The following is a 14,643-nucleotide window of genomic DNA, read 5'->3' on the forward strand; positions in this document are numbered from 1 at the left end:
ACACGTAGGTTGGACGACGTGAATTCGTCGACTCCCACCACGATCATCCGTACCGCCGCCCTTGCGCACATTCGTGACCGCAAGCTGATCCAGACCCGCTCCGTGGGCAAGACCGCGTTCTACATGGCCGGCGGAAAGATCGACCCGGGTGAGACGCCCGAGCAGGCACTGCACCGCGAAATTCGGGAGGAACTCGACGTCGATCTGGTCGACGGGACGGTCACGTTCCTCGACGTCTTCGAGGCTCACGCTTTCGGACATTCCGCGGACACGGGCCTGCACATGAGTTGTTATCTGGCGGAGATGGCCGGAGACCCGCGCCCGACCAGCGAGATCGCCGAGTTCCGCTATTTCACGCTCGCCGAGTACGCAGCGATGGACGAGGTGGCGCCGGGATCGCTCAAAGTGTTCCATCGCCTGGCGTCGATGGATCTGATCGACTGATCGGCGGAGGTCCGGATCGATTGACTCGCCGCAAGCGCAGACTTGCATAGGCGCAGACGGCCACGATGATCAGTGCCACGGCGTCGAGTATCAGGATGTCGGTCGAGATTTCGAACGGGCCGAGCGTCGTGATGCCGTTGAACGGCTTGTTCTCGTCGAGCGGCGTGTACGCCGTCCATCCGTAGTCGAACTGCGGATAGACGAGCAGGGCCAGCGCCGTCGGGCCGAAGATGACACCGAGTCCGACGAGGGCTCGTGACGCTCCGGTCCGCGGTGGCTCTCGGTACATCGCGCTGGCGATCGCGTAGGTGACGACCGCAGAGGTGAAGGCGACAAGAAGATCGCTGATCGTGAGAACGTCACCGATCTTCGGCGACGGCGACGTGGCGTAGCTGACGATCCCGGCGACCGTCACCGCCAGGAGCAATCCGTAGCCGACGACCCGCGAGGGAGCGATCGCGCCGATTGCTGCCGCGGCGACGATGACGACGCCGATCACGACGGCGGTCGAGGCGGGGGTTTTCGACCATTCCATGGCTTCGGTTGCGGGACGGTTCGCCGACACCGCCGCCAGAGTTGCGACGGCGGCGGTACACATCAGCAGGATTCGACCGCCGTCGCCCAGCACCCGCGCGCAGATCACCGTGATTACGAGCGCGACGAGTAGAAGGGGTACGGCCGCCGTGACGGTGGTGATCTCGAACCACCAATTCGCCGCGACCCCGAAGAGAGTGAGCACCGCCGCGATAGTCACCGGCCGAACGGCCATCCGTTCCTTGGGGTGGTCCTTGTCGAAATCGTGGAACCAGAACGCGGCGACGCAGGCGGCGGCCAAAGCGAGCGCGAGCAGTGTTGCCCCCAACACCGGTGGTTGAAACTGGTTGGTGTTGTCGGCGATGTAGTCCGCGTACCGCCGAGGAATTGCGTCTTCGTCCAGGAGTGAATCCGAGACATGCACGGCCACAATCGTTCCCGCGACCGAGGCAGCTCGAACCCGGGGAGCGGCAGCAACCGTCACCGCGCCGACAGCGACTCCCGCACCGACGGGCGAGAGTGCCTCGAAGTTGTGATCGTAGAGCCCGGGCAGTTCGAGGAGGAGCCCACCGAAGACCGTCATGGCCGCGGTCCGCAATCGGCAACGGGCCATCATCGCGGCTGTCCCGACCGCGACGACAGCCAAGACGCCGGCGCCGATGGTCGAGATGGACCAGAATCGGTCGCCCGTCGAAATCGACGTCGACTGGCTGTTCACGAACGGTGCCAAAGCGACGACGGTGACGACGAATGCAGTCACACCACTCAGTGCGACGAGCAGCGTCCTGCGGGCGATGGGCACTGCTCCAAAATAGTCAATCCGGTACCAGTTGCACCGCAATAGGAGGTCTCAGTCCGGTGACGGTGTGTCAACGGGGCTGCGGCGGCGGAGCGCGATCCCGGTGGCGACGACGACTACACACATCAGGAGTGCCGCGCCGTCGGAGCGTGGCGGCGCCTCGTACGCGTAGGCAATGGTCGCGGCCTCGGCCCGGAAGGCTGCGTCGGGCGCGGTTGCGTCGACGTAGGCTCGCAGTCCGGACTCGTCCTGCAAGTACGTCGATGACGGATCGTGCTTGACGTACGTTGACGACACTGTCTCGATCTCGTGCTGCCCGATCGACATGAAGACCAGGGCAGTGAAAGGAATCGTCAACCCCAGCGTCGCTGCGACGGGATTCGACGGCAGAACGGATCCGAGCAGTAATCCCGATCCGAGGCCCAGCGTGACGATCCGGAGCAACAGAGCCAGTTCGTGTTCGCCGTCGAAGATCCACTCCGACAACGGGATCGCGGCCAGCAGAGCCAGGCCTGCGATCGTGCGATCCCGGTGTCGAGAACGCGACAACCCGAAGACGACCGCGATGATCGCGAGGGCAGCGATCACCAACGGCGAGGTTCGGTCACCGTCGAGAAAGAAGCGGTCGGTCAGATCCGCGAACACCGTCGTGGCGGCGGCTCCAACAGCGGGTGCAGCCCAAAGGAATCCGCCACTGCCTGAAGTTGTGTCCAGTCTCCTCACACAGAACCAGGTCAGGGTGAGGACGGCGACGGTGGACGCGACCATGACCAGCCAACCCGAAAACGTCGGTGGGTTCTCTTGCCGGTCGACGACCGAACTCAGAATCCGTTGGGTGATGGCGAGGCCGGTGACAACTGCCAGAGCGGCTGCGGCGACGCCCGGTTCGCTTTCGCTGATCCGCAATTCGGAGTCGTCTGTCACTGCGCACGCCACTGCGCAGATCAGGGTCAGCAACAGAAGTGCCCAGGCAGGTTCGCCGATGGACGACGTGCTGACGGGTATCAAATCGCCGGTGGACGATTGCGCGGCCAACCACGTCGACACCACGCCAATGATCAGCAGGTTGCGTCCGAGGCGGCTGTCCCACGATGCGGCGACAGCGCCGCCCAGGATGAGTCCGGCTGCAATGGTTTTGGCGAAACCCAGAACGCTCAGCAGATCAAGACCGACTTCTTCGGCGGCGAGGAATCTGATCAGAATCAACACGACGACGCCCGAGTACACAAACGCCCACGCACGCCTGCGAGAACCGCGGTGCTGGAGATACGCGCAGGCCCCTACGGCGACGATGGCACCCACCACGACGCTGGTGGATTGGCTGCTGATCCATTGGTCGATCTTCGACTGCGGTTCGGTAACAGGCCATCTCATTCGCGCTGGGTTCGTCAGCGCCACGGCGGCAAGGATTCCCGAGAGAAAGGCCGCGAGGGCGCCGGTCCATGACCGGAGGTCGATGGTCATCGGTCTGTCCCGATCAGGCGGTCTCGGTGGGTTCCGATACCTCGACGGGTGGGTGGGATCGTCGAAGGATCGCCGCACCACAGAAGCCGATGATCAGGGCGAAGAGGATTGCAGTGCCGACAGTCTGAGCGGTGACGTAGTCGACGGTGATTCCGATGCCGCGTCCGAATAATCCTCCGTCGCCGTGGGGAGAGACCGCATCGATGTCGAGCTGGCCTTGGATGTATATCGACGTCATCATCGGTGGGAAAGAGAGCTGATCGGTGAGAATGGCGATCGACGAGAAGGTCATCGCGGCAAAGGGAATGGCGATTCCGAGTGTGGCGTCGACCAGGCTGCCGGGAGCAAGGGAACCGAACAGTAAACCGGCGGCGAGGCCCAGCGCGGCGATCTTCAGCGCGATTGACCAGACGCCGTGCGCGGAGTCGAAGGGCAGTAGTTCCGACAGTGGAACCGCAACGAGAACGGCGATGGGCACGAAGTTTGGCACCTGCTTGTGCAGTCTCAATCCGACGGCAACCGGCAGGGCCGCGAAAAGCACCAGTACCCAAGGGGACTTCAGGTCTCCCCAGTGGCCGGAACCCTTCGCGATGTCGACGAAGAGCGGGGCCGACGCAGCGGCCAGTGCGGTTGCCGCCCAGAGGAACTTGCCACCAGCACCGGAGGCGTCGCCGAGGCGGTAAGCGGCGATCCACGTCAAGGCGAGCGCAGCGCCTGCCGCCAAAACCATGACGATCCAGGCGGTCGCCTCGGACGCGTATTGCTGGCGGTCGATCACGGCGCCGAGCACTCGATGCCCGATCGCCAGCGCGGTGATCACCACGAGAGCGATGCGGATTTCACCCGAGTCCGGCTTGCGAATCCGGAAGCCGGCTTGCGCGGTCACTGCACAGGCGATTGCTGCTGCGGCCGTGGCGCCGATCAGCCACCACGACGGCTCACCCACCGAAGACGTCGTCATCCTGGCTGTCCCACCGGCGAACGTGCGGATCGCGAGGAAGGTGGCGAGCACGCCGAGGAGTGTCGCGTTCTTCGTGGCAGTGCGGTCCCAACTGACGGCAACCACGCAGCCCAGAATGGTGCCGGCTGCAACACTTTTGACGATGATCAAGGCGATCAGCAGGTCCAGTGACGCAACTTCGGGTACGACTGCCCGAACGATCGCGATGACGGCGACGCCGGCGGCGATCGCGATCCACGCCGCCCGACGGGACCCGCGACGTTGTGAGAGGGCGCAGGCAAGCACGGCGATCACGGCGCCGAGTCCGACAGCAGTCGGTCCGCTGCTGATCCAGCGATCTACTTCCGACGGGGAGGCCACGATGGCCCAGTCGCGAAGAACGGGATTGGTCAGGGCCAGCGCCGCGAGTATCCCGGACAGGAGTGCAGCGACGGTGGTGAGGATCGCTCGAAGGTCGAGTGGCATCGGGCCAACCTATCGCGGCGCCGCAACATCGGTCGTGGGCGGCGTGAGTGCCGGAAACCAGATGTCGGTGAGAACGTCTGCTGCGACGTCCGCACCCGCGGTGATCGCGCCCTGTTCCGCCCACCGAATGAAGAAGCGCTCGATCTGTGTCAGCAGGAGCTCGACCCGGAGTTTCGCCTCGTCGTGTCGGCTCTGCGGCCAGCGTGCCAGGTACGACGGCATCGCGTTGGGCAGTGCAGAGATGCCTTCACGTGCCAGTGTTCGGAATTCGGGTTCGAGGACCATGGCCTCGTCCCATGCCCGCATCATGTGGTGGTGATCGCGGCACCAGTCGAGAGCGCGGTTGATCCAGCCGGCGAATTCTTCGCGCGAACCGGAATCGAGTACGTGGTCGAGATCCTGGAATATCGCGAGCGTGCTGGATACGACCGTGTTCGAGCCGAGGGCCTTGAGTATGTCGATCTTGCCGGGGAAGTGCAGGTAGAAGGTGGCGCGGCTGCAACCGACCCGGCCGGCGATGTCCTCGACGGTGACAGCCGCGTATCCGCGTTCGGTGAAGAGCGCGCCGGCGGCATCCACGAGGTCTGCGCGGGTTCGCTGCTTCTGCTTCTCTCGCAGCGTCAGTCTGCCGGAGGTATCTGTCATTACCGGGATCCTAGTGCCGCGGGGGCTCTCACGGGTCAGTTGCACGAGACTCTCCGTCTTTCACTTGACAGCCCGTTAGTGAAAGCTACTCTGTGGTGTAGCGCACAATCGACCGATCAGAGGACGCCATGACCATCTCGGACACAACTCGCACGCCTGACCTACCGGCCGGATTCGACGTCACCGATCCTGCTGTCCTCGGGGAGCGGATCCCTTTCGAAGAATTCGCCGAACTGCGTCGAAGCGCGCCCGTGTGGTGGTGTGAGCAGCCGCCGACCGTTGGTGGATTCCAGGACGAGGGCTACTGGGTGGTCTCGCGTCACGCTGACGTCAAAGAGGTCAGCCAGCGCAGCGATGTGTTCTCGAGCTGGGAGAACACCGCGATCGCGCGTTTCGCCGACGACATGCCACGTGAGGCCGTCGAGATGCTCCGGCATCTTCTGCTCAACAAGGATGCGCCGGAGCACACCAAGCTCCGCAAGCTGATTTCGAAGCTGTTCACGCCGCGCGCGATCAACGGCATGCGCGACGAATTGGATCGTCGTGCGCGCAGCATCGTCGACACCGCTGTGAGCGAAGGCCCGGGCGACTTCGTGAAGCAGGTTGCCAGCGAGCTGCCGCTCCAGGCGATCGCGGATCTGATCGGTGTACCGCAGGACGATCGGGACAAGCTGTTCAAGTGGTCCAACGAGATGATGGGCTACGACGACCCGGAATACCAGGGTGATCCGGCAGTCGCGTCCACCGAGGTCCTCGGATACGCGTACCAAATGGCAGACGCGCGTCGTACCTGTCCGGCAGATGACATCGTCACGACTCTGGTCCAGGCCGACATCGACGGCGACGCTTTGAGCCCGGAGGAGTTCGGGTTCTTCGTGCTCATCCTGGCGGTCGCAGGGAACGAGACCACCCGCAACGCCATCACGCACGGAATGATCGCGTTCCTGGACAACCCCGAGCAGTGGGAGCTGTACAAGAAGGAACGTCCCAAGACGACGGCCGACGAGATCGTCCGTTGGGCGACACCCGTCACCGCCTTCCAGCGCACCGCGCTCGAGGACACGGAATTGGCAGGAGTGTCGATCAAGAAGGGGCAGCGCGTGGTGATGCTGTACAGCTCCGCGAACTTCGACGAGGACGTGTTCGATAACCCGATGACGTTCGACATCACCCGTAACCCCAATCCGCACTTGGGCTTCGGCGGAACGGGCGCGCACTTCTGCATCGGTGCCAACCTCGCTCGCATGGAGATCGACTTGATGTTCAACGCCATCGCCGACAACGTCCCGGACATCACCAAGATCGGTGATCCGCGCCGTCTGCGCTCGGGTTGGATCAACGGCATCAAGGAGTTCCAGGTCGATTACAAGAGCACAGGCTGCCCGGTCGCTCACTAGAGTCGGTAGGTGAGAGGTACACCCCACGATCTCGAGGAGCCACCGCATGACTTCGATCAACGACAAGGCAACTGCTCTACTGGCGTTGCACCAGCCAGGTAACCCGGTCATTCTCCCGACGGTCTGGGACGCGTGGTCGGCGAATCTTGCGGTGGCTGCCGGTTTTGCAGCCCTGACGGTGGGCAGCCACCCGGTTTCCGATTCCATCGGCAAGCCGGACAACGAGGGCATCACCTTCGACGAACTTCTGCACCGGATCAAGCAGATCACCGGTGCGGTCGACGCCCCGATCTCGGTGGACATCGAGGGTGGTTACGGGCTCGAGCCGGCAGTTCTCATCGACGGGTTGATCGATGCCGGCGCTGTCGGACTCAACATCGAGGACACCGTCCACAGTGAAGGCGGACGCTTGCGTGAGGCGCAGGAGCACGCCGACTTCGTGGGTGGGCTTCGTCAGGCCGCCGACGCAGCCGGAGTTCACGTTGTCGTCAACGCGCGCACCGACCTGTTCGTGAAGCAGGTCGGTGACGAGTCCGATCGTGTCGATCGCGCCATCGCACGCCTCAAGCTGGCGGCCGACGCCGGCGCCGACGTTCTTTACCCCGTCGGGCGGCATGACGACGCGACCCAGCGCCGCCTGACGTCCGAACTTCCACTTCCGATCAATGCGATCGGAATCCCGGACCAGGACGATCCGGCAAGTTTCGGTCCGCTCGGAGTGGCACGTGTGAGCTTCGGTCCGTTCTTCCAGATGGCATTGGCCAACCGTGCGAACGAGATCTTGGGACGCTGGAAGTAAGAATGCAGACACTGATGTCGCCCGGCCCGCTTCTCGACGATCGCGGACATTTGGTCGAGACGGGTTGGGCCCCATCGGAGATTCGCAAGTATCGACGCTCTGCGATCACCGCTCCCAAGTTCCGGATCAAGGAGTGGGACTACTACTGCGTTCTCACTGCGGATTACGGCATCGCGTTGACCGTCGCCGACAACGGGTACATGGGCTTGCTCGGAGTCTCCTGGCTCGATTTCCGAACACCACACGAGATCACCGAAAACGTGATGCTGCCGTTCCCGATGGGAAGGCTCGGTCTGCCCGAAAGCGCGGACGACGGTGATGTGGTGGTGTCGAAAGGTAAAGCTCGCTTCGAGTTTCGCCATGTGGACGGTGGGCGCCACCTGATTGTCGACTACCCGGCTTTCGACGGTGGGCGAGGCCTTCATGCCGATTTGTTCCTGGCGGGTCCTGTCGATGACCGGATGGTGATCGCCACACCGTTTCCGAAGGCGTCCCGATCGTTTTACTACAACCAGAAGATCAACTGCCTGCCCGCTGCCGGGACCGTGCGAATCGGGAGCGACGACTTCACATTTCGCTCGGAAGACTCGTTCGGCGTTCTCGATTGGGGCAGGGGAGTCTGGACTTACGACAACACCTGGTACTGGGGTTCTGCATCCGGACTGGTGAACGGCGAGCGGTTCGGATTCAACATCGGTTACGGCTTCGGCGACACGACGGCGGCCAGCGAGAACATCGTGTTTGTCGGCGGTCGGGCACACAAACTGGACAGGATCGACTTCGGCATCCCGCAGGGAACGTACGACGGCGCTCCGTGGAACTTCTCGAGCAACGATGGTCGCTTCGAGATGACTTTCGAGCCGATCATCGACCGTGCCGCGACTTTCGACGTCGGGGTACTGCGTTCGATTCAGCATCAGGTGTTCGGAAAGTTCTCCGGCACAGTGATCCTCGACGACGGTACCTCCGTGGCCGTTCGAGATCTCCTCGGATTTGCCGAGGAGGTTCGGAACCGCTGGTAGGCCGTACATCTCCGCGAAGATGACGGAACGCAGCATGGGCACCGGGGCATGATCGTGCCCCGGTGCTCGCGTCTCGAGTTGTTTCACTTCAGGCTGCTGTGGGTGGGCTGTTCCCGCCGATCGGCTGTTGATACGGATCGATCGACATCGGCGGGTAGAACACCGTCTTTCGATCCGGGCCGATCTCCACCCGCCACTCCGTGTGATGCATCGTCCGATGATGATGACCGCACAACAAGATCAGATTGTCGAGATCCGTTGGGCCGCCATCATTCCAGTGAACAATATGATGAGCATCGCACCACCCCGACGGAGTCCCGCACCCCGGAAACGCGCACCCGCCATCCCGAACCGCAAGAGCCCGGCGCTGCGGCACCGTCGCCGTTCTCGCTTCCTTACCGCAGTCGAGCGGAACACCATTCTCATCCAGGAGGATCCGGGTGACGGTGCAGTCGCACGCCAGCATCCGGGCAGTGTCGATACTGATCGGACCCACCCAATCCGTCCACGCAAACCCCAACTCCTCAGTGGACGGCAACAGGTCTTTCAGAACTTTAAGGTCCGTCATGTCTTTCGCCGACGCGGTCACCGTGATGTGCGGTTTCACTCCGCCCTCGATCGGACCCAACCCCGCCCGCTCATACCGGCGCAACAATTCACAAAACCCATCCGCACGCCGTAATGCAGGAGTACGGGTGTCCTTGACACCGTCCCTCTCCGGCGTCGGAGCCGACAGACTCGACAACAACGTGATCAGACGCGCCCCGTTCACCGCATCCAGATCACCCTTCACAGTCACTCTGCCGTACAAGCCTTTCGAGGCGTAGAACTCATTCCGCTCCGAATCTTCCCCGACCGGAACACCATCCTCACGCTTGCCATATTGCTTCTCGATCCGCCGAATCGCCGCCCGCACCGCATCACAATCGGCAATGTTCTTCGACGCCAGGCCAAGCAGAATCCCCCGGGCCTTGTCCACATCCGCCAGGGTCATGTTCTTCGGCGGATGCTGACAAAACGACGCCACCTGACGGGCTTTCAACGCATCCACATCACCCCGGTGAAACGCATCGCCCACAACAGGTTCGAGCATCAACAACCGCGCCAACCCGACCAGCAGACTGCACTCACCGATCTCCAAATTCGTCGAACCGTGCAACCACTGCGCGATCGCCCGAAAACCCTTCCCGCCAAGAACCTCCCGGGAAAACATCTCCACGATCAACAACACCATCCGCGACTGCAACTCGTGCCGGGCACGCACCAGATCCAGAACCTCACTCTTGAGGTCCTCGCCATCCAGCTGCCATGCTTCCCGACTGTTCATACCGAAAGTTTAATCGAACATACTTTCGAGAGCCAGGGACAAAACGGACTACTTTGAGTTCGAGATCAGCCGATCGCGCTCAGGTCTCCGTACACCGTCCGACCCTCCAGGATGGTGGCGAGCACCGTGATGTCGGCCAGCCTGGTCGGCTCGACGTCGAGGGGATTTGCCGACAGCACAACAAGATCCGCGTAGGCGCCGGGAAAGATGGACCCGATGTGATCTTCGCTGAACAGCTGCCAAGCGGCGTTGACCGTATGGGCGCGCACAGCTGCGTCCACGGGGATCCGTTCCTGGGGTGCGACGACGCGGCCGCTGGGCGAAAGTCTGGTGACGGCGTCCTGCATATTCCGTAGCGGATTGGCGGGGGTGACGGGACCGTCGTTGTGGAAGGTGAATCGTTGCCCGGCTGCCAGCGCAGAACCTGCTGCGGCCCAGACGGATCCGTATTCGGGGCCGAACAGGTCATCCACCAGAACGTCACCCCAGTAGTGCAGGTGGTCGATGAAGATGCTGACCGTGACGCCCAGTTCCGCTGCGCGGGCGAACTGATCCGGACGCATCGCGCCGACGTGTTCGAGACGCAACCGGTGATCGGGCCGGGGGTGTTCCTTCAGAAGCTGCTCCCACGCGTCGAGAACCATGGTGATCGCGTCGTCGCCGTGGGCGTGGCACGCCATCTGCCACCCTTTGACGAAGTAGGCGGAACTGATGTCGTGGATCTGTTCGCCGGTGTAGTTGGCGTGCCCGTGCGTGCAGGCGATCCCGAGCGCGCGGGTGGCTTCGGTATCGAGATACGGGAAGCTGGTGGCGATGTTGCCGACCCACGGTGAACCGTCGGACCAGACCTTGATGCCGATCTGGCGCACCAGGTCGTTTCCGTCGCCCGGTGACGCCTCGGTAGTGCGCGCGTCGTTGGACATCTCGTAGAGCCGCAGGCGGGTGGTGAGCAGTCCGGCGTCGGCTATCGCTGCCAGGGCGGGCCGCATCTTGGGGTCGAACGACAATTCGGCGATGGTGGTGATTCCGGCGGCGTTCAGCCGGGCGCATTCGGCCGCCACCAGTGCGGGGAAGTCATCACCGATAGTGACTGCGTGGCCCGCGACTGCGAATACCGCGGGCATTTCGTACGCGGATCCGTCGAGTGCGCCCGTCGCGTCGTGGCCGTACGATCCGCCGATCGGATCGGGGGTATCGCGGGTGATGCCGGCCTGCACTGCTGCCGCCGTGTTGAAATACGCGACGTGTCCCGAGTTGTGCATGATCACGAGGGGGTACTCCGGCGCTACGGAGTCCAGCCAGTCGATGGTCGGGTCGGGTAGGCCCTTCTGCAGCAACGGGTCCCAACCGTTCAAAGAAGCGCCGGCAGCACCTCGCGAACGAAGAGTGTCGACGACGGCAGCAACTACGGCGTCCGCCTCGGCGATCGTGACAGGCCGAATGTCGACGACGTCAGGCCCGAGCACGATGGCTTCTTCCAAAGGGTGACCGTGTGGCTCGATGAACCCCGGCAGAACAGTGGCACCTCCGACGTCGACGACGCGGGTATCCGGCCCCACCAGTTCCTCGACGTCCGTGCGCGCGCCGACGGCTGTGATCCGGCCGCCCGTCACGGCGAGCGCCTGGGCGCGTGGTGCTTCCTCGTGCATGGTCACGATGTCGCCGTACAGAACCAGATCAGCAGCCATGGTCAGTCCTTATCGGTTGTCCGCGTACGCCTGTAGGTGTGCCACCTGCTCGGGATCGAGTGAGGGACGTACCTTCTCACGGGCGGTTGCCACGTCCGCGGCCGTCACGTCGGCCGCGTCCATGCTCCGACGCATGGCGGCGAGTGCAGCCTCACGCAGGAGAGCCGAGCAGTCTGCTGCCGAGTATCCCTCGAGATCGACGGCCAGAATGTCCAAATCGACATCTTCGGCGAGCGGTACCGACTTGCCGGAAGCACGCAGAATCGCTTTGCGAGCCTCCGCATCCGGCGGCGGTACGAATACGAGACGTTCGAGTCTGCCGGGGCGCAGGAGAGCCGGGTCGATCAGATCCGGTCGATTGGTGGCGCCCAACACCACGACGTCGCGTAGCGGTTCGACGCCGTCGAGTTCGGTCAACAACGCGGCTACGACGCGATCCGACACCCCGGAGTCGGAACTTTGACCACGACGCGGGGCAAGCGCGTCGATTTCGTCGAGGAAGATCAACGAGGGCGCCGAATCGCGTGCGCGCTGGAACAACTCTCTTACGGCCTTTTCGGAGGCGCCGACCCACTTGTCCATCAGCTCTGCGCCTTTCACGGCATGAACGCTGAGGTGCCCCGAGCTGGCAAGGGCGCGAACGAGATACGTCTTACCGCAGCCGGGAGGGCCGTAGAGGAGCACGCCGCGGGGTGGGTCGACACCGAGGCGTGCGAAGGAGTCGGGGTGCTGTAGCGGCCACAGCACCGCTTCGGTGAGCGCCTGTTTGGTTTCGACCATGTCGCCGACGTCGTCGAGGGTGACGCTGCCGATCGACAGTTCTTCGGTACTCGAACGAGACAGTGGCCGAATCACTTCGAGGGCACCGACAAGATCTTCCTGCGTGATCTCCGGAGAATCACCGGATTTGGACACCCGCGTCGCCGCTCGCAAAGCAGCTTCACGGCAGAGCGCCGCGAGGTCGGCGACCACGAATCCGGGTGCGCGCGAGGCGATGGCGTCGAGTTCGAGGGTTCCGGTGGGCACGCGGCGGAGCAGGAGTTCGAGCAACGCCTTGCGGGTTGCGCCGTCCGGCAGGGTAAGTGCGAGTTCCCGGTCGCAGAGATCCTGGCCGCGAAGGCGCGCGTCGACGGTCTCCGGATGGGCGGAGGTCGCGACGAATGCCACGCCCGGGGTTGCGACGGCGCTGCGCAATTGTTCGAGGATCAGTGCGGACACCGGTTCCGCGGTGGCCGGAAGCAGAGCGTCGATGTCACTGATCAGCAGTACACCACCGCCGCGCACGGCAGCAACGGCGTCGACGATTCGCTGCAGGCGGGTATTCGCCTCGGTGGCACCGACTCCCGGGCCGTCGAGTTCGACCAGTTTGCGTGAGGACAGGACCGAGCGGGCCAACGTGGCTTTGCCCACGCCGGCGGGGCCCGTGATGAGGACGCCGAGGTGCGGTGAGGCGCCGAGCGTACGGAGCAGTTCTGGTTCGTCGAGTGCCAGGCCGAGCCACTCGGTCAGCTTGGCTGCCTGCGCTTGCGCGCCGACGAGGTGATCCAGCGGAACCGACGGTGCAGGCTCGATCGCGGCTGTAGCGGGACTGGAGACAAGCGCACTCGGTGTCAGCGCACCCGCCGAGCCGGAACCCCAGTTGACCGCCGAATTCGGCTGGACGCTGACCGGACCACCGGCAGGTTCGACGGCCGTGACGGTGAGCAGTTCGGATGTCCACGCGACGCCGAAGGTACGGGAAAGCGCTTGGGTGGCTTCGGAAGTGCTCGTACCCGGACCGAGATCGCGGGGGAGGAGCGAGACCGTGTCGCCGACGCTGACGACCTTGCCCAGAAGAGCTTGTCGCAGAACCGTCGAGCTGATCGAATTTGTCGCCATGGACGAGCCGGTGACGGAGACGGATCGCGCTCCGTACACCGTCACCGGACCGACCACGACGGAAGAGTTCTCGGTCAGGCCGACGTTCGACATGGTGACGTCGTCGAGAAGGATCGTGCCTGCCGGGGTTCCGGTGGGTGCACGGCCCGCGACGGTCGCGGTGCCGCGGGCTCCCATGAGTGCGATGGCATCCCATTCGCGGATGCCCAACGCCGCCAACGCTTCGGGGTGCAAGCGCACGACCCCGCGGCGTAGGTCGGCGGCAGAGGTGTTGAGTCGAACGGTGAGGGCGAGTTCCGGCGAAGTCACCTCTCGAGAGTACGTCGTGGACTAGCGGGGTCGCCGCAATCCGAGACGAGCGGCCGAGCGGCGGCCACCGACGTTGGGTTGGCGTCGGATCGCGCGGCGTTCGGAAGGCTTGATGTCCCAGGTTTCAGGACGTGCTGCCACCCACCGCTTCGAGTGCACGGCAAACGGGATGTGCACCAGGTAGATCGCGATGAGAACGATCAGCAGGATGTACGGGTAGGTGATGAGTGCGGCCGCAGCCAACGTCACCAGGACGAGCAGGCCGGCCGCCATGTGCGGCGGCACGGATACAGACTTCATCGCCAGCGTCGGGATGCGGCTGACGATCAGTGCAGCCGAGAAGAGCGTCCACACGATGACGACGAAGTGCGAAGACCACCAGCCGTCACCCCACTGAGCCGTCGCGGCCAGGGGAGTGAGGGCGATGAGTGCGCCGGCCGGAGCCGGCACGCCGACGAAGTACTCACGTGCGTACGCGGGGACGTCGTCGTCGTCGAGCAGGGTGTTGAAACGTGCGAGTCGCAACACGATGCTGACCGCGTAGATCAACGCGATGATCCAGCCGATGCTGGTGCCGTCCAGCAAGGTCACGTACAGGACCAGGGCCGGGGCGACGCCGAAGGAGATGGAGTCGGCCAGTGAGTCGAGTTCGGCGCCGATCTTGCTGGTGGCGTCGAGCAGTCGCGCGATGCGGCCGTCGAGTGAATCGAGGACGGCAGCGGCGCCGATCATCGCGAGCGAGGTACCGGGTTGTCCGTCGAGAGCGAATTTGACGGCGGACAGCCCGGCGCACAGCGCCAGGATGGTGATGACGGACGGCAGCAACCGCACCGCCTGGGTGCGTTTGGGCATCTTCGCGCCGGGTTGGGCTGCTCCCGGCTTCTTCACGGCTGACTTCATCTTCGGCGTCT

General features: G+C 63.9%; 12 protein-coding genes. 4 read left to right on the forward strand and 8 right to left on the reverse strand.

What is annotated here, in order from left to right:
• The first annotated feature begins 18 nt into the window (after positions 1-18).
• Positions 19-444 (forward strand): NUDIX hydrolase, encoded by a 426-nt coding sequence (locus GJB56_RS00460; protein WP_031331804.1) that lies wholly within the window; start codon positions 19-21, stop codon positions 442-444.
• On the opposite strand, the gene GJB56_RS00465 is transcribed toward GJB56_RS00460, so the two are convergent.
• The 4 genes from GJB56_RS00465 to GJB56_RS00485 are packed head-to-tail and all read right to left on the reverse strand — an operon-like array spanning position 401 to position 5,312.
• Entirely contained in the window at positions 401-1,780 is a 1,380-nt protein-coding gene (locus GJB56_RS00465; RefSeq protein WP_230091108.1) for a hypothetical protein, read from the reverse strand. The genes GJB56_RS00460 and GJB56_RS00465 overlap by 44 nt on opposite strands.
• A gap of 48 nt (positions 1,781-1,828) precedes the next feature.
• Positions 1,829-3,241: a hypothetical protein gene (locus tag GJB56_RS00475; RefSeq protein ID WP_113682325.1), complete on the reverse strand. Its 1,413-nt coding sequence runs from the start codon at positions 3,239-3,241 to the stop codon at positions 1,829-1,831.
• A gap of 13 nt (positions 3,242-3,254) precedes the next feature.
• Complete coding sequence (locus GJB56_RS00480) at positions 3,255-4,667, reverse strand: hypothetical protein (protein ID WP_020968861.1); 1,413 nt, start codon at positions 4,665-4,667, stop codon at positions 3,255-3,257.
• A gap of 9 nt (positions 4,668-4,676) precedes the next feature.
• Positions 4,677-5,312 (reverse strand): TetR/AcrR family transcriptional regulator, encoded by a 636-nt coding sequence (locus GJB56_RS00485; RefSeq protein ID WP_020968862.1) that lies wholly within the window; start codon positions 5,310-5,312, stop codon positions 4,677-4,679.
• A gap of 128 nt (positions 5,313-5,440) precedes the next feature.
• Here GJB56_RS00485 and GJB56_RS00490 point away from each other — a divergent pair, with 128 nt between their 5' ends.
• From GJB56_RS00490 to GJB56_RS00500, 3 genes are read left to right on the forward strand one after another with little or no spacing between them, the layout of a single operon-like run.
• The gene (locus GJB56_RS00490; protein WP_020968863.1) at positions 5,441-6,709 is read left to right on the forward strand and encodes a cytochrome P450; all 1,269 of its coding nucleotides are present in this window, start codon (positions 5,441-5,443) and stop codon (positions 6,707-6,709) included.
• 46 nt (positions 6,710-6,755) lie between these two features.
• Entirely contained in the window at positions 6,756-7,508 is a 753-nt protein-coding gene (locus tag GJB56_RS00495) for an isocitrate lyase/PEP mutase family protein (protein ID WP_007730096.1), read from the forward strand.
• Between the two features lie 2 nt (positions 7,509-7,510).
• Complete coding sequence (locus GJB56_RS00500) at positions 7,511-8,530, forward strand: DUF2804 domain-containing protein (RefSeq protein WP_020968864.1); 1,020 nt, start codon at positions 7,511-7,513, stop codon at positions 8,528-8,530.
• 88 nt (positions 8,531-8,618) lie between these two features.
• Here GJB56_RS00500 and GJB56_RS00505 read toward each other — a convergent pair whose 3' ends face one another.
• The 4 genes from GJB56_RS00505 to GJB56_RS00520 form a co-directional block, all read right to left on the reverse strand.
• Positions 8,619-9,857: an HNH endonuclease signature motif containing protein gene (locus GJB56_RS00505; protein ID WP_113682326.1), complete on the reverse strand. Its 1,239-nt coding sequence runs from the start codon at positions 9,855-9,857 to the stop codon at positions 8,619-8,621.
• Positions 9,858-9,922: 65 nt separating this feature from the next.
• Positions 9,923-11,545, reverse strand: coding sequence for an amidohydrolase (locus tag GJB56_RS00510; protein ID WP_113682327.1), 1,623 nt, complete (start codon positions 11,543-11,545; stop codon positions 9,923-9,925).
• Positions 11,546-11,554: 9 nt separating this feature from the next.
• Complete coding sequence (locus tag GJB56_RS00515) at positions 11,555-13,732, reverse strand: AAA family ATPase (RefSeq protein ID WP_113682328.1); 2,178 nt, start codon at positions 13,730-13,732, stop codon at positions 11,555-11,557.
• 21 nt (positions 13,733-13,753) lie between these two features.
• Positions 13,754-14,584 (reverse strand): CDP-alcohol phosphatidyltransferase family protein, encoded by an 831-nt coding sequence (locus GJB56_RS00520; protein ID WP_029254795.1) that lies wholly within the window; start codon positions 14,582-14,584, stop codon positions 13,754-13,756.
• Positions 14,585-14,643: the final 59 nt, after the last annotated feature.

The organism is Rhodococcus sp. AQ5-07 (assembly GCF_009707305.1).
Classification (GTDB): domain Bacteria; phylum Actinomycetota; class Actinomycetes; order Mycobacteriales; family Mycobacteriaceae; genus Rhodococcus_F; species Rhodococcus_F erythropolis.